The sequence below is a fragment of the Yoonia sp. SS1-5 genome (genome assembly GCF_038443705.2).
GTDB classification, from domain to species: Bacteria; Pseudomonadota; Alphaproteobacteria; order Rhodobacterales; family Rhodobacteraceae; genus Yoonia; species Yoonia rhodophyticola.
The window spans coordinates 3,582,386-3,600,792 of the sequence record NZ_CP151767.2; the positions used below are offsets into that span (position 1 = coordinate 3,582,386).

General features: G+C 57.1%; 19 protein-coding genes. 6 read left to right on the top strand and 13 right to left on the bottom strand.

From position 1 onward, the window contains the following. Positions 1 to 84: 84 nt before the first annotated feature. Entirely contained in the window at positions 85 to 426 is a 342-nt protein-coding gene (locus tag AABB31_RS19080; protein WP_342076645.1) for an H-NS histone family protein, read from the bottom strand. 108 nt (positions 427 to 534) lie between these two features. Then, complete coding sequence (locus tag AABB31_RS19085; protein ID WP_342076644.1) at positions 535 to 2,502, bottom strand: protein meaA; 1,968 nt, start codon at positions 2,500 to 2,502, stop codon at positions 535 to 537. A 137-nt stretch (positions 2,503 to 2,639) separates the two neighbouring features. On the opposite strand from AABB31_RS19085, the gene AABB31_RS19090 reads away from it, so the two are divergent. From AABB31_RS19090 to AABB31_RS19115, 6 genes are all read left to right on the top strand, one after another. Beyond that, positions 2,640 to 4,040, top strand: coding sequence for a 1-acyl-sn-glycerol-3-phosphate acyltransferase (locus tag AABB31_RS19090; RefSeq protein ID WP_342076643.1), 1,401 nt, complete (start codon positions 2,640 to 2,642; stop codon positions 4,038 to 4,040). Between the two features lie 117 nt (positions 4,041 to 4,157). Beyond that, complete coding sequence (ccrA, locus tag AABB31_RS19095) at positions 4,158 to 5,450, top strand: crotonyl-CoA carboxylase/reductase (RefSeq protein ID WP_342076642.1); 1,293 nt, start codon at positions 4,158 to 4,160, stop codon at positions 5,448 to 5,450. Between the two features lie 197 nt (positions 5,451 to 5,647). Further along, the gene (locus AABB31_RS19100) at positions 5,648 to 5,863 is read left to right on the top strand and encodes a hypothetical protein (RefSeq protein WP_342076641.1); all 216 of its coding nucleotides are present in this window, start codon (positions 5,648 to 5,650) and stop codon (positions 5,861 to 5,863) included. After that, complete coding sequence (locus tag AABB31_RS19105; protein ID WP_373635818.1) at positions 5,808 to 6,599, top strand: autoinducer binding domain-containing protein; 792 nt, start codon at positions 5,808 to 5,810, stop codon at positions 6,597 to 6,599. The genes AABB31_RS19100 and AABB31_RS19105 overlap by 56 nt, the downstream gene beginning before the upstream one ends. 104 nt (positions 6,600 to 6,703) lie before the next feature. After that, entirely contained in the window at positions 6,704 to 7,339 is a 636-nt protein-coding gene (locus AABB31_RS19110; protein WP_342076639.1) for an acyl-homoserine-lactone synthase, read from the top strand. 40 nt (positions 7,340 to 7,379) lie between these two features. Then, positions 7,380 to 8,906: an AAA family ATPase gene (locus AABB31_RS19115; RefSeq protein ID WP_342076638.1), complete on the top strand. Its 1,527-nt coding sequence runs from the start codon at positions 7,380 to 7,382 to the stop codon at positions 8,904 to 8,906. 3 nt (positions 8,907 to 8,909) lie between these two features. On the opposite strand, the gene AABB31_RS19120 is transcribed toward AABB31_RS19115, so the two are convergent. The 11 genes from AABB31_RS19120 to AABB31_RS19170 all read right to left on the bottom strand — a co-directional run bounded on the left by AABB31_RS19120 (position 8,910) and on the right by AABB31_RS19170 (position 18,359). Continuing rightward, positions 8,910 to 9,659 (bottom strand): TIGR02186 family protein, encoded by a 750-nt coding sequence (locus AABB31_RS19120; protein WP_342076637.1) that lies wholly within the window; start codon positions 9,657 to 9,659, stop codon positions 8,910 to 8,912. Then, positions 9,659 to 10,579 (bottom strand): sulfite exporter TauE/SafE family protein, encoded by a 921-nt coding sequence (locus AABB31_RS19125; RefSeq protein WP_342076636.1) that lies wholly within the window; start codon positions 10,577 to 10,579, stop codon positions 9,659 to 9,661. Before AABB31_RS19125 ends, AABB31_RS19120 begins: the two co-directional genes overlap by 1 nt. Before the next feature lie 134 nt (positions 10,580 to 10,713). Next, positions 10,714 to 11,520, bottom strand: a complete 807-nt coding sequence (locus AABB31_RS19130; RefSeq protein ID WP_342076635.1) for a purine-nucleoside phosphorylase — start codon at positions 11,518 to 11,520, stop codon at positions 10,714 to 10,716. Further along, complete coding sequence (locus AABB31_RS19135; protein WP_373635161.1) at positions 11,504 to 12,472, bottom strand: ABC transporter permease; 969 nt, start codon at positions 12,470 to 12,472, stop codon at positions 11,504 to 11,506. The genes AABB31_RS19130 and AABB31_RS19135 overlap by 17 nt, the downstream gene beginning before the upstream one ends. 3 nt (positions 12,473 to 12,475) lie before the next feature. Next, complete coding sequence (locus tag AABB31_RS19140; protein WP_342076634.1) at positions 12,476 to 12,901, bottom strand: hypothetical protein; 426 nt, start codon at positions 12,899 to 12,901, stop codon at positions 12,476 to 12,478. Next, positions 12,898 to 13,992 (bottom strand): ABC transporter permease, encoded by a 1,095-nt coding sequence (locus tag AABB31_RS19145; RefSeq protein ID WP_342076633.1) that lies wholly within the window; start codon positions 13,990 to 13,992, stop codon positions 12,898 to 12,900. The genes AABB31_RS19140 and AABB31_RS19145 overlap by 4 nt, the downstream gene beginning before the upstream one ends. After that, positions 13,993 to 15,531 (bottom strand): ABC transporter ATP-binding protein, encoded by a 1,539-nt coding sequence (locus AABB31_RS19150; protein ID WP_342076632.1) that lies wholly within the window; start codon positions 15,529 to 15,531, stop codon positions 13,993 to 13,995. It abuts the gene before it with no gap. An 82-nt stretch (positions 15,532 to 15,613) separates the two neighbouring features. Then, on the bottom strand, positions 15,614 to 16,609 hold the full coding sequence (locus AABB31_RS19155; RefSeq protein ID WP_373635162.1) for a BMP family protein: 996 nt from the start codon (positions 16,607 to 16,609) through the stop codon (positions 15,614 to 15,616). Positions 16,610 to 16,799: 190 nt separating this feature from the next. Then, positions 16,800 to 17,219, bottom strand: a complete 420-nt coding sequence (gene rimI, locus AABB31_RS19160) for a ribosomal protein S18-alanine N-acetyltransferase (protein WP_342076631.1) — start codon at positions 17,217 to 17,219, stop codon at positions 16,800 to 16,802. Beyond that, the gene (gene tsaB / locus AABB31_RS19165) at positions 17,216 to 17,806 is read right to left on the bottom strand and encodes a tRNA (adenosine(37)-N6)-threonylcarbamoyltransferase complex dimerization subunit type 1 TsaB (RefSeq protein WP_342076630.1); all 591 of its coding nucleotides are present in this window, start codon (positions 17,804 to 17,806) and stop codon (positions 17,216 to 17,218) included. Before tsaB ends, rimI begins: the two co-directional genes overlap by 4 nt. After that, the gene (locus AABB31_RS19170) at positions 17,796 to 18,359 is read right to left on the bottom strand and encodes a NifU family protein (protein ID WP_342076629.1); all 564 of its coding nucleotides are present in this window, start codon (positions 18,357 to 18,359) and stop codon (positions 17,796 to 17,798) included. The genes tsaB and AABB31_RS19170 overlap by 11 nt, the downstream gene beginning before the upstream one ends. Between the last annotated feature and the right edge of the window lie 48 nt (positions 18,360 to 18,407).

The following is an 18,407-nucleotide window of genomic DNA, read 5'->3' on the forward strand; positions in this document are numbered from 1 at the left end:
CGCAGTTCCCTTCTTATACGCGTCCACCTTACGGTGATTGCGCAAAAAGGGGGAGGGCGAATAAACCGCCCTCCGACCGTGATGTCAGATTTCCATGCTCTCTGGCGAGGTGCCAGCCGCAATAGCGGATTTGAACCATTCTGGCTGGCGTCCTTTGCCTGTCCACGTCTGATCCGCGTCTTTTGGATTGCGATATTTTGCGACAGAGGGTGATTTGGCCGCGGCACGTTTCTTGCGTGTCTTGGGTGCTGCCTGCGGCTCACCCGTGATTTCGGCCAGGGAAAAACCATGTGCGGCTGCAGCCTTTTCAGCGGCGGCGAGCGCAGCTTTCTTTTCTTTTGTAGCGACCCTGGACAGCGCCTTCTCAACGTTGAGTTTCAACTTTTCGAGCTCTTTACGACTCATAGATTTAAGGTCAGGCTTCATTACGATCTCCGGAATGTATTGATTGGGGGGCCATAACACTTGGCCAAGCGGACATCATCCGTAAAACATACGGTACTTATACAAAAGTATACGAATTGTTAAAGGGCGCTATTCCGCCGCGACCGAGCCCGGATCGACCAATGTGATGATATCGCCCATGATCTTGTTCAGCTCAAAATCCTTTGGCGTGTAGATTTTCGCGATACCCATCGCGCGCAATTCGGCGGCGTCATCCTCGGGAATGATACCGCCAGCAATCACCGGAATATGTCCCAGCCCTGCGGCATTCATTTTTGCCAGAACTTCGCGCAATAACGGGATGTGAGACCCCGACAGAATCGATAACCCAATAACATGGACCTGTTCGTTTTGGGCGGCATCAACGATTTCATCCGGTGTTAGCCGAATACCTTCATAGGTAATTTCCATGCCGCAGTCGCGCGCGCGCGCGGCAATTTGTTCGGCACCATTGGAATGACCATCGAGCCCCGGTTTGCCAACCAGAAATTTAAGCCGGCGCCCCAATGCCGCACTGACCCGGTTCACATCTTCGCGCAAGTCATCCAGACCCTCAGTCCGATTGGATGGATTGCTGCTGACCCCGGTCGGCGCGCGATATTGGCCAAAGACGGCGCGAATAACATCGGCCCATTCGCCCGTCGTCACACCCGCGCGCGCGCAAGCAATCGAGGCGGGCATGATATTTGTCCCGTCGTGGGCAGCATTCCGCAGCCCGGCAAGTGCATCGGTGACAAGTGCTTGATCCCGGTCGCTTTTCCATGCCGCCAGCCGTTTCAATTGATCAGCCTCGGCCTGGGGGTCGGCAATCATGATTGCATCGTCACCAGCAGTCAGGGGCGAAGGCTCGCCCGTTTGCCACTTGTTGACGCCAACGACCGTCGTTTGCCCCTTTTCGATGCCGCTGATACGGGCCGCATTGCTTTCGACCAGACGGGATTTCATATAGGCAATGGCACCGACAGCCCCGCCCATACCATCAATCTGCGCCAATTCCGCGCGCGCGCCGTCCTTTAGCGCAGCAACCTTGCGGTCAATCGCCGGATTGCCGTCAAAAAGATCGTCGAATTCCAGAAGGTCGGTCTCGTACGCCAGAATCTGTTGCATCCGAAGTGACCATTGCTGATCCCATGGCCGGGGTAGGCCCAACGCCTCGTTCCACGCTGGTAATTGTACTGCACGTGCACGGGCCTTTTTCGAAAGCGTCACAGCCAGCGTTTCCAGCAGGATGCGGTAGACATTGTTTTCGGGCTGCTGTTCGGTCAGCCCAAGTGAATTCACCTGCACACCATAGCGGAAACGCCGGTATTTCGGGTCCTCGACGCCATAACGGGTTTCGCAGATTTCGTCCCATAATTCGACGAAAGCCCGCATTTTACAAAGCTCGGTCACAAAGCGGATGCCGGCATTGACGAAAAACGAAATGCGCCCGACCATTGCCGGAAAATGCTCTGCGGGAACTTTGCCTTTCAGGTCATCAAGAACCGCTGTGGCTGTGGCCAATGCAAAGGCGAGTTCCTCTTCCGGCGTCGCGCCTGCCTCTTGCAGATGATAGGAACAGACATTCATCGGGTTCCATTTTGGCAAATGCGCCCGCGTATAAGCGGCCACGTCGGTAATCATGCGCAACGATGGCTCTGGCGGGCAGATATACGTGCCGCGCGACAGGTATTCCTTGATGATGTCATTTTGGACGGTGCCTTGCAGGGCGCTGATATCGGCACCTTGTTCCTCGGCGACCGCAATATAAAGCGACAGCAACCAGGGCGCTGTCGCATTAATCGTCATGGATGTGTTCATCTGATCCAGCGGAATGTCGTCGAACAGCGCACGCATATCACCCAGATGGCTGACCGGCACGCCAACCTTGCCGACCTCGCCTTTTGCCAAGACGTGATCGCTGTCATATCCGGTCTGTGTGGGCAGATCGAAGGCAACCGACAGCCCGGTTTGCCCCTTTGCGAGGTTCCCGCGATACAATGCGTTTGAGGCCGCCGCAGTCGAATGGCCCGCGTAAGTTCGAAAAAGCCACGGGCGGTCTTTCTGCGTTTGCGACATGTTGGGCACTCCGGAATCGTTTGGCGTAATTTAATTACCTGTTTGACCTGATATATGAAATTTTGTGGCTCTGTCAATTCGCTGCATTGCGGCATGGCGGGATTTACGCCGCGTCGGTTCCCTGTCACCTTGCAGCAATGACGCAAACCGTTTCCATGCCGCTTTGGGCATTTGTTCTTATTTTGCTTTTTGCCGCGGTGACGTTTGCGTCCCACTTTCTGTTTCCGTCTGTCAGGTGGTTTTTTCGCAAGCGTGCCGAACGGGTCATTGCCCGCGTTAACCAACGCCTGCAGCGCCCGATCGAGCCGTTCAAGCTGGCCCGCCGGTATGACATGATCCAGCGACTTCTTTACGACCCCGAGGTTGCGCAAGCCGTTGCGGATCATGCGTTGCAAGAAGGCGTTCCCGAGAATGTCGCCTTTGAAAAGGCGCAGAAATACGCCCGCGAGATCGTGCCGTCATTTTCGGCGACGGCCTATTTCAGTGTCGGCATCAGGTTGGCACGCTGGCTGTCAAAGTCCCTTTATCGTATCAAGCTGGGCACGTTCGAGCGTGAGCAGCTGGAACATATCGACCCCAACGCCACGGTCATCTTTGTGATGAACCACCGCAGCAATATGGATTACGTGCTAGTGACCTATCTGGCGGCGAATGCGGGTGCGTTGTCTTATGCCGTTGGCGAATGGGCCCGGGTCTGGCCCCTTTCGGGGATCATCCGGGCGATGGGCGCGTATTTTATCCGCAGACGCTCGCGCGGGGCATTATACCGCAAGGTGCTTGCCCGTTACGTTCAGCTGGCAACACGGGGCGGCGTAACGCAGGCCATGTTCCCCGAGGGCCGGCTAAGCCTGACGGGACGCACCGCGCCGGCCAAGCTTGGCCTGCTGAACTATATTATCGAGGATTTTGACCCCGCCAAACGCGAGGTCATCTTTGTTCCTGTCGCGCTGAATTATGACAGGGTGCTGGAAGATACGTTTCTTATTGCCGCTGACAAGTCGGGCAAGCGCAGGTTCCGACCCCCATTATGGACGGTCATTCGCGGCCTGAGCTGGTATCTTTGGTCGCGCTTGCGCCGCCGGTTTCGTCTGTTTGGCACCGCCTCTGTCAGTTTTGGTCAGCCTCTTGAACTATCCGCATTCGTCAACGCAACTGGCGGGGACATGACGACTGCCGTCGCTGACGAGCTGATGCAGCGGATCAACCGTGTTGTGCCGGTGCTGGGCGTTCCCCTGGTCGCACGGCAATTGCTCGCAACGCCCGAAACAACCAAGGACGAGCTGATCGCGGCTATCGGCAGAACCATTCAATGCCTGACCGGCAGGCAAATTCCGGTACCGCGGCGCAAGACAGATGTCGTTGTGACGGATGCGCTGGACCATCTTGTTTTGCGCAAGCTGGTACATGTGGAGGCTGGCCGGATCCGGGCTGCTGACGATGCCGCGGACGTGCTGAGCTATTACGCCAATTCAATCGCACATCACTTTGACAGCAAGGATGATGTTGAGGGCGCTGAAATTTCTGCGCTCGCAAAGTAATTAAATTACAAAAATAGCAATCATTGGGTTGCAATATTGCGAAGCCATCTAGTATTTATCCGGCAAGCGGCCGATTCTGCGGCGCGGCAATAGTGGAAATTTATTATGGAGACTGACATGGCCCTCGACCAATCTGCACCGACGGAGGCTTACAACGCACCGCAAAAGGATCTCTATGAAGTGGGTGAAATGCCGCCCTTGGGCCATGTACCCGCGCAGATGCATGCCTGGACCATTCGCCGCGAACGGCATGGAGAGCCAGAGCAGGCCTTTGAAATCGAGACCGTGGCCTGTCCGAAGCCTGACAGCAACGAGGTGCTGGTTTTGGTGATGGCTGCCGGTGTGAACTATAACGGCGTCTGGGCCGGTTTGGGAATTCCGATCAGCCCGTTTGATGTCCACAAGGCCGATTATCACATTGCCGGTTCTGATGCTGCTGGCATCGTCTGGGCGGTCGGCGACAAGGTCAAGCGGTGGAAAGTCGGCGATGAGGTGGTCATCCATTGTAACCAGGATGACGGCGATGACGAGCATTGCAATGGCGGCGATCCGATGTTCTCTGAAAGTCAGCGTATCTGGGGTTATGAGACCCCCGATGGGTCATTTGCACAGTTTACCTGTGTCCAGTCGCAACAATTGATGCATCGTCCCCAACACCTGACCTGGGAAGAGAGCGCCTGCTACACGCTGACGCTGGCAACTGCGTATCGGATGTTGTTCGGACATGAGCCACATGACCTGAAACCGGGCCAAAACGTTCTGGTCTGGGGGGCATCAGGTGGTCTGGGGTCTTACGCGATTCAGTTGATCAACACGGCCGGCGCAAACGCAATCGGTGTGATCAGCGACGAAAGCAAACGCGACTTTGTCATGTCGCTGGGCGCCAAGGGTGTTATCAACCGCAACGACTTTGCCTGCTGGGGCCAGCTGCCGACGGTGAACACCCCCGAATACAATGCCTGGCTGAAAGAGGCCCGCAAATTCGGCAAGGCGATATGGGAGATTACCGGCAAGGGCGTCAATGTCGACATGGTCTTTGAACATCCGGGCGAGGCCACATTCCCGGTGTCATCACTGGTCTGCAAGAAAGGTGGCATGGTGGTGATCTGCGCCGGGACAACCGGGTTTAACTGCACATTCGACGTCCGCTACATGTGGATGCACCAAAAACGCCTGCAAGGAAGCCACTTTGCCCACCTCAAACAGGCAAGTGCTGCCAACAATCTGATGATCGAACAGCGGCTGGATCCGTGCATGTCCGAGTGCTTTAGCTGGGATGAGATTCCGCAAGCCCATACGAAGATGCGCAAGAATGAACACAAGCCCGGAAATATGGCGGTACTTGTGCAAGCGCCTGTAACGGGGCTGCGCACGTTTGAGGATACATTGGAAGCGGCGAAAAACCGCTAACTTCGGCGCCAAAACGGACAGGGGGGTGTAGTCATCATGACTATACCCCTTTTTTTATTGAATTTTCGGGCGACAATTTTGAACATCCGTCTACTCGCTATTATTGGGGGGTATAAAGACGCTAGTAAATGTTTCAGATTTAGAATGCTACTATAGGTTGTTAACGCTCTGTTAATCATTAGTGAGGGACACTAGTAATGGGACATGAATGGATTATTGACGTACTTGCCGATCTAAAATCTTTTGCAAAGAAAAATGACCTGCCGCTGTTGGCAGCGCAACTTGATGATACTGCACTGATTGCATCAGCAGAAATAAGTACGATTTTTGAACGGACGTCTCCAATGAAGCGAGGAGATTGTGCTGGAACTGGAACGATTTTTAACAGCCCTGGAGCAGGCCGACGCGCTTGAGAAAATCCAGGAAATTACTGTTGGTTTGCGGGATCACTTCAAGATCGACCATATTGTCTACCATTGGGTAAGTTCCGATGGTGAGCAATATGGTTTCGGAACCTACGATCCGGCATGGGCGGCGCGGTATACTGAAAAGGAATACCTGCGTGTTGATCCGGTTATCATCGGCTGCTTCCAGCGATTTGATCCGGTTGACTGGAAGAAACTGGACTGGTCGTCAAAGGCAGCCCGCGCCTTTCGACGTGATGCAATTGAACACGGGATCGGCAACCAAGGGTTTTCGATACCGATCCGCGGGCCCAATGGGCAGCTGGCTTTGCTGACGGCCTCACACTCGACCGACGATGCGACCTGGGACAAGATCACGGGCACCTACCAACGGGACTGGATTCTGATTGCGCATTACCTCAACCAAAAAGCGCTGAAGCTGGAAAAAGGCCGCACACCTGAACCCGTGCGCGCCTTGTCACCGCGCGAGACGGATGCGTTGACCTATTTGGCTATGGGATACAGCCGGGGCCAGGTCGCGGATCTGCTGAAAATCTCGGAACACACATTGCGGGCCTATATCGAAAGTGCCCGTTTCAAGCTGTCTGCGCTGAATACAACACATGCCGTCGCGCGCGCCATCAGCGAGGGGCTGATCGTCGTGGGTGGGGCCGCACGCGCCGCCGAAGGCGGTTGGCCCGGCCGGGACGAGCACCAAAACCTGCCGAGCGCGGCGAATAGTTAACTTTCGTTAAGAATTGGTTAACGCCACGCGTGGCGCATTAACCTCGAACGCCGCAGCGCAAACTACCCTGATCGCAAGTGATCAACATGCCAAAGGGTAGGACAATGCTACGTTACATCTATGCAAATCAGTTAACGCAATATCCGGATCTGCAAGCTTCTATGCACCGTGATCGGGCCGCGCAATTCGCGACCCGATTGAAATGGGATGTCACTGTCGACGCGAAAGGGTGGGAGCGGGACGAATATGACGATCTGAACCCGCTCTATGTTATTTGGGTCAATGATGATGGCACACATGGCGGATCAATGCGTTTTTTGCCAACGACGGAACGCACAATGGTCGAGGACCATTTTTCCAACCTGCTGAACGGCACGGACATTCGCAGCCCGTTTATCTGGGAATGCACCCGTTTTTGTCTGGGCCAGAAATCCAGCCCGCGGATTGCCGCCGCGATGATGCTGGCCGGTGGTGAGTTGATGCGTGCTTTCTCGCTGACCCATCTGCTTGGCGTGTTCGATCCGCGCATGGTGCGGATCTATTCAATGATTGGCGCATCGCCAGAGGTGCTGGGCAGCGCCGGGGAAGGACGTGACAAGATCAGTGTCGGGCTTTGGGCATTCCGGCCCGAGGATCGGCGCAAGGTACTGCGCCGTGCCGGCTTGTCATCCGCCATATCAGAGCATTGGTTCAATCGCTCATTTGGTCGCCCGGTGGAACAGGTTCCATTGGCTGCCTAAACCGCTGGCAGACATGCGGCTGGCCAGATAGTGTCACCGCATGAACGCCCCCACCATCACATTTTCAGACGATCAGGCCGAAGCCTGGGACAATATCGCGGTCGCATTGCGCCAGTCCGGCGTCGATCTTGACGACAGTCTGCTTCAGCCACCGCAAAGCGACGCAACCTCGGTGATGGCGGTGATCGGCAAGGCCGGGTCAGGCAAAACAATGTTGCTGGCCAAGCTCTATACCGCCCTTGCAGAGGCGGGTGTCGACGTGATCTCGGGCGACTGGGAAGGCCGCAAACGCAAGGATCGCCGGACCTTGGCAATCCTCGCGCCCACCAACAAGGCCGCAAGCGTTCTGCGAAGCCGGGGTGTTCCGGCCACCACAATTCACCGCATCTTGTACACGCCGGTTTATGATCCGGAATACGAGAAGGTTGCAGAATGGCTGGCCGGGCAGGGCGACAAGCCCGAAATCGAAGGCCTGACCGACCTGGCCCTTGATCGTGCCTTTGCGTCCTATCAATCCAACACCTCAATCCCGGCAGCACTCGCCGCGGCTGGCCTGCGTGGAAGCGACTTTATCACCGGGTGGAAGCGGCGCGAGGAGCCGCTGGATATCGGGTTTGTTGATGAAAGCTCGATGCTGGATGAAAAGCAGTTCGATGATCTGAAAGAGATTTTTCCGACGCTGATCTTGTTTGGCGATCCCGCGCAGCTGCCGCCGGTGCAATCATCAGGCGGGATGGTATTCGAGACCTTGCCCGCATCCCGGGTTCAAAGCCTGGACCGTGTCCACAGGCAGGATGCGGATAATCCTATCCTCGACCTTGCGCATGCGCTTGCAGATCCCGACCTCGATTTTTATGCCTTCGAGCGCATGATCGAGGAGGCCGCATCGCGCGATGACCGCGTTGTGATGGCGCAAAGGGTTGAGGCAGACCTGATGGCCCGATCACCTTGCCTTGTCTGGCGCAACGCAACCCGTATCCGTTTGATCCACGCCTTTCGTGCCGCCTTTTCCGCGCCGCCGGACGAGCTGTTATCCGGCGAGCCTTTGATCTGCGACGGGATCGAATTGCCGCTGAAACACCGCAAGAAGCGGCTCGATCTTGAGGCCCGCGGTCTGATCAAGGGCGCGCAGGTTGTTTATCTTGGGCCGGGCAAGCGGCCGGGCTTTTCCAAACTGTTCGTGATGGGGGCAGAGGAGCCGCAGGTCGGCGTCGCCAGCATCGTCAAGATCGAGCAGGAGGGAGAGGCAGAGCCATTCATCCCATTTGCGGCCCGGATGGGGGCCACCTTTCTGCATGGCGCGGCAGTGACCATTCACAAGGCGCAAGGGTCCCAATGGGATACAGTGCAGGTTTTTGCGCCTGATATCTATGCGGCCTCGCGGATGGGCCGTGTTGAAGCGGGCCAGCCTTTGTGGAAACGCTTGGCCTATGTTGCGATTACCCGCGCCGAGCGGCAGTTGCGTTGGGTCGTGCGCAACCGCTTGGCCCGCCCGCAGAGCAGTCTTGGCATAGATGATCTGGACGTACCGGTTGCCCCGCTGACCTTGCAAAGCGAGACGATCTGACGCCTACCGGCGCAGAATGGAAAACGCCGCCGACGCGCCCCACCCGGCCGCAATCGCAATCGAGAGCGACATCAGGCCGTAAAGCAGCGCATTGTCATGCGCGAGGTTATAGAGCCACCGTTCCAGCCCGACCTTCTTGACCGGGATCGCGGTTGAATAAAGGTCGATGATCTTGCCACCGCGGGTCAGGTAAATCTCGGCCTTGTAATTGCCTTCTGTCAGGTTTGCGGGCAGTTCGATCAGCGCCCGGAACAGCGTATCATCCTTGACCCAAACGCCTGTTGGCAGCGTTTGATAAAGTTCCTGCGACGCCCGAATACGCACCAGCGCATTCGTAAATTTCTCACTGCCGATTTCTGATGGCCCAACGGACCGAATTGCGCGTCTGGTGCTGATGCGGGTGTTGATATCCTCGCTATCGTCGAGGATTTCATCCAGCGGCTTGTTTGTTGCAACAGCGTAGAAGGATGGCGCGACATCAATTTCCACGGCCTCGGTGTTCACCCAAATGCCAAAGCGGCGGTCCTTGCGTCGGACTGTGACAGGCACGTCCGGCCCGGCGACAGTGACAATCACCCCCAGATCGTCCTCGCCCGGGATCGCCTGTTCACGTTTGACCGCACCAAAAATTTCGATCTCCGACCCTTCAAACGTGGCCGTGATCGCAACCTCATCCCGGCTGAGGCCAAGAACAATTTCTTCTGCATGCAAAGGCGATGCCAGCAGCAGGATGAATGTCAGAACCCGGATCATCAGTGACCCCCGGTGCCGATAGAGTAGAGTTCCGCAGGCTGCACCAGCAGGTCAAATGCGAGCTTGCCGCAGACCCCCAGAACCATCAGGGCCAGCAGGATGCGTAACTGTTCGGCCTTCATCTTGACCCCGATGCGTGTGCCGATCTGCGCGCCGATCACGCCCCCGACCAGCAGCAGGACCGCCAGAACCACATCAACAGTGTAGTTTGTCGTTGCATGCAACATCGTGGTGAAGGCTGTGACAAAGATGATCTGAAACAGCGAGGTTCCCACGACAACCTTTGTTGGCATCCCCAACAGATAGATCATGGCCGGAACCATGATAAATCCGCCACCCACACCCATGATGGCGGCCAGAATACCTACGGCAATGCCAACGATCAGCGGTGGTATGACAGAAATATAGAGGCCCGAGACCCGGAATTTCATTTTGAATGGCAGGTTGTGAACCCAGTTATGCTTGCGCCGGGTCGGGACGGGCGCGCCCCCCGCCTTGCTGGATCTGCGGATCGCCTTGAGGCTTTCAAGAAACATCAAGGTCCCGATCATGCCCAGAAACACGACATAGCAAAGTTGCACCAGCAACTCGACCTGGCCCAGAGATTTCAAATAGTTAAAGACCACAACCCCAAGGGCAGCACCAATAAGGCCACCAATCAGCAGCACCGTTCCCATTCGGAGATCAACGGTTTTTCGTTTCAGATGGGCCAGAACCCCCGAAAATGACGAGGCCACGATCTGGTTGGCCTCCGTCGCAACCGCGACAGCCGGTGGAATGCCGATAAAGAACAACAATGGCGTCATCAGAAACCCGCCGCCCACGCCGAACATGCCCGACAAAATGCCCACAATTCCGCCAAGCCCGAGTAACAGGAAGGCGTTCACCGAAACTTCGGCGATAGGAAGATAAATCTGCATGAGCTGTTCCAGGCGCTTGTGCCAGTGGGCGCAACAAAAACCTTTCGGGTGAGTCTGTCAAATGGCGCCGGTCATTTGATGCTGCAAATGCAGCATTTCGGCCACTTGGATATATCAATGGTATTGAATTGGACTTAACGCAGGTCCGCCAAATACCGTCTAAGCACGGTTTCCAGCTTTGCAGCCCCGATTGGAGCCATCGCCTTGGTATGTGCGTGGCTGATATTTTCGTCGCTCATCCCGGCTGCCATGTTAGTGATCGTCGAAATCGCGGCGGCTTTCAGCCCCAAGAACCGGGCTAGGATCACCTCGGGGACGGTGGACATGCCCACCGCATCCGCGCCGAGGGTGGCAATTGCCCGGATTTCGGCAGGTGTTTCGAAAGAGGGGCCGGAATACCAGGCATAGACCCCATCGGCCATGTCCGTGTCGGTTGCAGTTGCGGCGTCGCGCAGCCCGGCCCGGACCTGCGGATCATAGGCGTCCTTCATTGGAACGAACCGCCTGTCTGTGGTTTCGCCAATCAGCGGGTTCAGCCCAGAGAAATTGATGTGGTCGGATAAACACATGATTGACCCGGTGGGCATATCGGCCCGCATGGAACCGGCTGCGTTGGTGGCAATCATCGTCTCTGCCCCCAGGGCCTTGAGCACTTCAAGCGGAAGACGCATGGCGTCAGCTTTGCCGTGTTCATAATAATGGGATCGTCCGCCAAAAACCGCGACCCTGACGCCTTGCAGGTCACCGATGACCAGGTTGGCATTGTGTCCAGAGACGCCCGCATGTGGAAAGCCGGGCAGATCGGCATAGGGGATTGCGGTGCCGTCAACGCTATCTGCGATATGCCCAAGGCCAGACCCCAGGATCAAACCAATGCGCACCGGGGTGTCGCCAGCACGGGCCTGGATCGCCCCGGCAAGCGCCTTAGCGTTCTTTGACATAAGGCTCGCCGCCTGCGCGCGGTGGGATCGCTTTGCCAACGAAACCGGCGAGGATGACAACCGTCAGGATGTAGGGCAACACGTCCAGTAGCTGACCGTTGACCTGGAACCGCAAGATCCCCTCGATCACATCTGGACGCAGCGACATGGCCTGCAGGAAGCCAAACAACAGGCAGGCATAAAGCGCGTACCAGGGGCGCCATTTGGCAAATATCAACGCCGCAAGCGCGATAAAGCCGCGACCCGCGCTCATATCTTTCACGAACCCCGCTTGCAAAGCGGTGGACAGATAGGCGCCCGCGATCCCGCAGAGGACACCGCAAATGGCCACCGCCGAAAAACGCAGAAAAATGACCGAAACGCCCGCAGTGTCAACCGCAGCAGGGTTTTCACCAACCGCCCGCAGGCGAAGGCCAAAGCGGGTGCGGAACAGGATCCACCAGGTCAGCGGCACCATCAATATCGCCAGATAAACAAGCGGCGTGTGGCCCGAGATCAACTCGTAATAAATCGGCCCGATGATCGGCACATCCTTCAGCGCCTCTGCAAAGGGAAGCGTGATGTTTTCAAAACGTCCGCTGCCCGACAATTGAGGCGTGCGCCCCCCTTGGGCGAACCAGCTTTGGGCCACGACTACCGTCAGCCCGGCGGCAAGAAAGTTGATCGCAACCCCCGATATCAGCTGGTTGCCCCGAAACGTGATCGAGGCCAGCCCGTGAACCACCGACAGCACCATCGAGGCACCGATGCCTGCCAGCAACCCAACCCAGACATTGCCTGTGACAGATGCAATTGCCGCCGACAGAAACGCGGCCGCCAGCATCTTCCCTTCCAGCCCGATATCAAAGATACCTGCCCGCTCTGAATACAAACCAGCCAGACAGGCCAGCAAAAGCGGGGTCGCCAGGCGCACAGTCGCATCCAGCATTTGCAGAAGGGTCGCAAAGTCCATCTGTTAGGCCACTTTCTCCGTCAGGAAGGGGAAGAGCGCAAAGAAACGGTCTGCCACTTCGGGGTTCCGGCGCAGGGCGTCTTCGGCCTCTGCTTGGGTCATATCAACCGCCTGTGTCTTGTCGCGGCGCAGGAAGAATTGCAGCCCCAGCATCGCGTCAAACCGGTCATCGGTGATGAACGGATCATGGGGGATGCGGCGCATCACAGCCTCGTTCGGGCGAAAGACGCTTGCGGGCTTTTGCAATGCCAGCAATGCAACCAGATGCGGCGGCACGTCACCGCCCGGGGTCTTTGAAATCACGTGATGGATCCACTGATGCAGTTCCTCCATCGTGATCATGCCAAGCGCCAGACAGCTCAGCACAAAGCCCAGATCGGCGCCGGTGTCATCCTCGACACCTATTTTGAATGGTCCTGCCATTGTCATGTTCTTGCTCTCCTCAATGATAGAAACAGCCGCTCAAGCGGCATGCGCACCATGTTATCCAGTGCGCCCGTGAACAGGATCACCAATGCCTGTATGACGATGATCAATTCACGGGGGATCGACGTCCATAGGGCGAGTTCTGCGCCGCCTTGATATAGAAAGCCGAAAAGAAGGGCCGCCAGCAATACCCCGAAAGGATGGCTGCGCCCCATCAGTGCGACGGCGATGCCGATAAAGCCCGCCCCCTCCACTGCGTTCAGGACCAGCCGTTCGGCCTCGCCCTGCACGTTGTTGATGGCCATCATGCCGGCAAGAGCGCCCGAGATAAGCATGGCAACCATGATGATTTTTGTCGGGCTGATGCCCGCGTATTTGGCCGCGGACTCCGAATGTCCGAATGACCGGATTTCGTAGCCCAGTCGCGTCCGCCAGATCAGCGCCCAAAGGGCGACACAGGCGGCGATGGCCACAAAGAAGGTGATATTGGCGGGGGCGCCCCGGAACAGCGTGGTTTCGCCAAAGCTGAACATGTCCTGGAACGACGGCAGATGGGTCGCTTCTGGGAACTTGGCCGAGGCTGGTTCCATCGACCCGGGCACCTTAAGCGCGCCGATCAGGAAGTAGTTCAGCAAGGCTGCTGCGATGAAGTTGAACATGATCGTCGTGATCACGATGTGGCTACCGCGCTTGGCTTGCAGGAACGCGGGGATCGCGGCCCATGCGGCCCCGAAGATAGCGGCCATTGTCGCCGCACCCAGAAGCGCAATCGTCCAATGCGGCCAAGGGATATAGAGGCAAGCAATCGCCACGCCCAAACCCCCAAGCAGTGCTTGCCCTTCGCCGCCAATGTTGAACATGCGGGCATGAAAGGCGATAGCGACCGCAAGACCGGTAAAGATGAAATTCGTCGCGTAATAAAGCGTGTAGCCCCAGCCATAGGTCGACCCGAGCGAGCCTTGCACCATCAGCTTGAGCGCCTCCCATGGGTTTTCCCCAATGGCCAGAATGACCAACGCGGACAGGACGGCGGCTAGCAGGATCGAGATCAGCGGGATCAGGATCACATCGGCCCACTTTGGCATCACGTCCATTTACGCAGCCTCCGTGGTCATCCCGGCCATAAGCAGGCCGAGTTCTTTTTCGTCTGTATTCTGAGGCATCCGCTCGCCCATTATTTTTCCGTCAAACATAACGGCGATCCGGTCAGAGAGCGAAAGAATTTCCTCTAACTCCACGGAAACCAACAAGATTGCCTTGCCCTGATCCCTTAGTGCAACAATCTGCTGGTGGATGAATTCGATGGCCCCGATGTCGACCCCGCGGGTTGGTTGACCGATCAGCAGCAGGTCTGGGTTACGCTCGATCTCACGGGCAAGCACGATTTTCTGCTGGTTTCCGCCAGAAAAGTTCTTGGCCGCAAGCTTGGGATCGGGCGGGCGGACATCAAAGCGGGCCATTTTTTCTTCGGTGTCCTGCTTGATTGCGGCGTTGTTCATGAACATCTTGGAACGCTGGTATTCGTCGGCATGGTGATAACCGAAGGCCGTATTTTCCCACGCGTGGAAATCCATGATCAACCCTTCGCGCTGCCGGTCTTCGGGCACATGGGCGATGCCGCGCAACCGGCGACTTTGTCCGTCAGATTTTGAGCCGGTCAGGTCAAGTTCTTCCCCGTTGATACGGATGGAGCCGGTGCCTTTTTCATAGCCGCCCAAGACCTCCAACAATTCTGATTGTCCGTTGCCTGCCACGCCCGCGATGCCCAGAATTTCACCCGCGTGCACATCAAAGCTGACGTCCTTGACCCGGTGCACACCTTTGCTGTCAGTGACGTTCAGGTTGGTCACCTCGAGGATTTTCGCCCCGACCTGCGCGGGGGCCTTGTCGACTTGCAGCAATACCTTGCGGCCGACCATCAGTTCGGCCAGTTCCGCCGGGCTGGTATCGACTGTTTTGACCGTCGCCGTCATCTCACCGCGCCGCATCACGCTGACGGTGTCGGTGATATCCATAATTTCGCGCAGTTTATGGGTGATCAGGATGATCGTTTTGCCTTCGCGCTTGAGGTTTTCGAGGATGCGGAACAGATGGTCGGCCTCAGCCGGGGTCAACACGCCGGTCGGCTCATCCAAGATCAGAATGTCCGCTTTGCGGTACAACGCCTTGAGGATTTCGACCCGTTGCTGCATGCCGACACCGACCTCTTCGATCAGCGCATCTGGGTCTACGTTCAGTTCGTATTCCTCGGCCAGCGATTTCAGTTCGCGGCGGGCGCGGGCCAGTGACGGGCGCAGCAGGCCGCTATCTTCGGCCCCAAGAACGACGTTTTCCAACACCGTGAAATTTTCGACCAGTTTGAAGTGCTGGAACACCATGCCTATGCCCGCAGCGATGGCTGCCTGACTATCCGGAATTGCAGTTTTCTGACCTGCAATAAAGATTTCGCCCGCGTCAGCCTTATAAAAACCATACAAAATCGACATCAGGGTCGATTTACCCGCTCCGTTCTCGCCGATGATGCCGTGGATCGTGCCGGGCATGACCCGGATCGAAATATCCTTGTTGGCTTGCACCGGGCCAAAAGCTTTCGAGATGCCTTTCAGCTCAATCGCGGGGGCTTGGTCTGTCATCAGTGACACCTTTGGGTCTTACGCAAAGGGCCGCGCGGAAAACTCGGCGCGGCCCTGTTAGTCATTGGCCTGTCAGGCGCGATCAGAACTGCAGTGCGGGGCAGCTTTCATCGCTTGTGTAGTCATGCACGGCCAGTTCGCCAGATGCGATCTGCGCAGCGGCCGCATCAACGGCTGCCTGCATCTCGGCGCTGACAAGTGGTTGGTTGAACTCGTCCAGCGCGTAGCCAACACCTTCGTTTCCAACGCCCATCACGTTGAACCCTGTTTCCAGATTTTCACCCTGAGTGAATGCATCATAGACGGCGTTATCAACACGCTTGAGCATTGATGTCAGAACTTTCCCCGGGTGCAGGTAGTTCTGGTTGGCATCAACGCCGATCGACAGGATGTCATTGTCGGCAGCTGTCTGAAGCACACCAACACCGGTGCCGCCTGCTGCGGCATAAACCACATCCGCGCCTTGGCTGATCTGCGCAAGTGTCAGTTCGGACCCTTTAACCGGATCATTCCACGCCGCAGGGGTCGTGCCGGTCATATTGGCAATGACTGTCGCATCTGCATTCACAGCTTTCGCACCCTGCGCATAGCCACAGGCGAATTTGCGGATCAGCGGAATGTCCATGCCGCCGATGAAGGATACGGTGCCGGACTCAGACGCCATCGCCGCCATCATGCCAACAAGATAGGATCCTTCATGCTCGTTGAACACGACCGAACGCACGTTGGGCGCATCAACAACCATGTCGATGATTGCGAATTTGGTGTCAGGGTAGTCGGCAGCGACCTCACCCAGTGGCGTGGCCCACGAGAAACCCGCCATGACAATGGGGTTGGCTCCCGACTCGGCAAAGCGGCGGATCGCCTGCTCGCGCTGGGCATCAGACTGAATTTCGACCTCGGCATATTTGCCGCCAGTTTCCTGCGCCCAACGCTCTGCCCCGTTATAGGCGCTTTCGTTGAAGGATTTGTCGAACTTGCCGCCAAGATCGAACAGAATGGCAGGGTCCGCGACAGCAGCGCCAGCGGTCAGCGCCAGTGCAGCCGAGGCGCCGAGCATTTTTTGCATAAGGGTCATTTATCATCTCCCAGGTCGTTGAACAAAGGGCGGCGCATGACCAACATCAGCCACCCCGATGAAATTTGAGCCGGTCGTTGCCGGTTCCATGTCAGATAAGGCCCTTCCGGGCGGGGAAGATCAACCGATTTTTCGTGCTTTCAGCGTGATGCCGCGACGAAAACCCGACAAATGCCGGCTTCAGTTCGTCTTATATGTCGCCCAGCTGCTTTTGCAGGATCAGGGCTGCAACGGCTGCTTTATCTTTGTGCAGATAGTAACCCGGGCGCTCTCCAACCTGACGATATCCTGCTTTTTGATAAAGCGCGCGGGCAGCGGCGTTGTCGGCGGCGACTTCCAGAAATACCTGTACAGCCCCGGCATTTGCCGCCTGTTGCTCCGCGTCCTGCAACACCATACGGGCGAGCCCTTGTCGGCGGTATGGCGGATCAACGGCAAGGGTCAGCACCTCTGCCTCATCCGCGATCACGCGGACCAGACAGAACCCATGGGCCGCGCAGGCAAGCCTCGTCCCCGGCTGGTTAAGAAGTGCTGCGAATTCTGCGTCGGTCCATGCGCGCGCATCTGCAAAACACGCAGCATGCAGCTGCGCAAGCTGCGCTGGGGTCATGCCAGAATGACAGGTGCGGGATCGCTTGGCGGGGCAGCATCCGGGCTGCGCACATAAAGCGGGGCAGGGCGTTCGACCTTATCATCCAGCTTTTGCGCCGCGATCTTGGCCACAGCCGTAATCAGTTTGACGGGTGCAGGGGGTGAGACCAACGCAGGCAGGAATTCCTGTCCCATCAGCGCGGGTTTGCTGACTTCGCCATCCGCCTTGAAGAATTGTACATAGGCCTTGTCCCGCGGTGCAGGAATGATTGCGGTTAAAGGTGGCGTTGATCCAAAGGCGCGTGCCTCAAAGCCGCTGACACCAATCGCAGGTTTGCCAAGACCAAGGGACAGGCCCCGCGCTGCAGAAATCCCAATGCGTATACCCGTGAAATTACCCGGGCCGGTGCCGACGCCAATTCCGTCAATATCTTTCCAGGCGACGCCACCCTCTGTCAGCATCTCTTCGAGCATGGGGATCAGATGTTCGGCCTGCCCTTTGGCCATTTCGTCAACCCGGGTGATGACCTCCTTGCCCAATAGCAAAGCGGCGGCGCAATGCGCCGCCGATGTGTCAAAAGCAATGACCGCCACGTCAGGCTGCAACGGGCCGCACCTCGACCACTTCGGGGATGTAGTGGCGCAAAAGGTTCTCGATCCCCATTTTCAGGGTCAACGTCGAAGAGGGGCAACCCGCGCAGGCCCCTTGCATGTGAAGATAGACGATCCCGCGGTCAAAGCCGTGAAAGGTGATGTCGCCACCGTCCTGTGCCACGGCAGGGCGCACGCGGGTATCCAGCAATTCCTTGATTTGTCCGACAATTTCGCCGTCTTCGCCTGTATGTTCGGCATGGCCGCTTGCGGGGGTGTGATCGTCCGCCATCACGGGTTGGCCTGATTGGTAATGCTCCATGATCGCGCCCAGAATACCGGGTTTGATATGATCCCATTCCACATCATCTGTTTTCGTGACCGTTACAAAATCAATGCCGAAAAACACGCCGGTGATGTTGCCGGTTGCAAAAATACGCTGCGCCAGGGGCGAGCTTTGTGCAGCTTCCGCATTGGGAAAGTCGGCCGTTCCGACATCCAGCACATTCTGGCCCGGCAGAAATTTCAGCGTTGCGGGATTCGGGGTCGATTCAGTTTGAATGAACATGTGGCCAACCTTTTTTGTCAGGCTTTAGATATGCGCCCGGCGGCCCCC

Coding starts and splice junctions, on each gene's coding strand:
- AABB31_RS19080 (WP_342076645.1), bottom strand. CDS start 426: ATGAAGCCTGACCTTAAATCTATGAGTCGTAAAGAGCTCGAAAAGTTG.
- AABB31_RS19085 (WP_342076644.1), bottom strand. CDS start 2,502: ATGTCGCAAACGCAGAAAGACCGCCCGTGGCTTTTTCGAACTTACGCG.
- AABB31_RS19090 (WP_342076643.1), top strand. CDS start 2,640: ATGACGCAAACCGTTTCCATGCCGCTTTGGGCATTTGTTCTTATTTTG.
- ccrA (WP_342076642.1), top strand. CDS start 4,158: ATGGCCCTCGACCAATCTGCACCGACGGAGGCTTACAACGCACCGCAA.
- AABB31_RS19100 (WP_342076641.1), top strand. CDS start 5,648: ATGGGACATGAATGGATTATTGACGTACTTGCCGATCTAAAATCTTTT.
- AABB31_RS19110 (WP_342076639.1), top strand. CDS start 6,704: ATGCTACGTTACATCTATGCAAATCAGTTAACGCAATATCCGGATCTG.
- AABB31_RS19115 (WP_342076638.1), top strand. CDS start 7,380: ATGAACGCCCCCACCATCACATTTTCAGACGATCAGGCCGAAGCCTGG.
- AABB31_RS19120 (WP_342076637.1), bottom strand. CDS start 9,659: ATGATCCGGGTTCTGACATTCATCCTGCTGCTGGCATCGCCTTTGCAT.
- AABB31_RS19125 (WP_342076636.1), bottom strand. CDS start 10,579: ATGCAGATTTATCTTCCTATCGCCGAAGTTTCGGTGAACGCCTTCCTG.
- AABB31_RS19130 (WP_342076635.1), bottom strand. CDS start 11,520: ATGTCAAAGAACGCTAAGGCGCTTGCCGGGGCGATCCAGGCCCGTGCT.
- AABB31_RS19135 (WP_373635161.1), bottom strand. CDS start 12,472: ATGGACTTTGCGACCCTTCTGCAAATGCTGGATGCGACTGTGCGCCTG.
- AABB31_RS19140 (WP_342076634.1), bottom strand. CDS start 12,901: ATGACAATGGCAGGACCATTCAAAATAGGTGTCGAGGATGACACCGGC.
- AABB31_RS19145 (WP_342076633.1), bottom strand. CDS start 13,992: ATGGACGTGATGCCAAAGTGGGCCGATGTGATCCTGATCCCGCTGATC.
- AABB31_RS19150 (WP_342076632.1), bottom strand. CDS start 15,531: ATGACAGACCAAGCCCCCGCGATTGAGCTGAAAGGCATCTCGAAAGCT.
- AABB31_RS19155 (WP_373635162.1), bottom strand. CDS start 16,609: ATGACCCTTATGCAAAAAATGCTCGGCGCCTCGGCTGCACTGGCGCTG.
- rimI (WP_342076631.1), bottom strand. CDS start 17,219: ATGACCCCAGCGCAGCTTGCGCAGCTGCATGCTGCGTGTTTTGCAGAT.
- AABB31_RS19170 (WP_342076629.1), bottom strand. CDS start 18,359: ATGTTCATTCAAACTGAATCGACCCCGAATCCCGCAACGCTGAAATTT.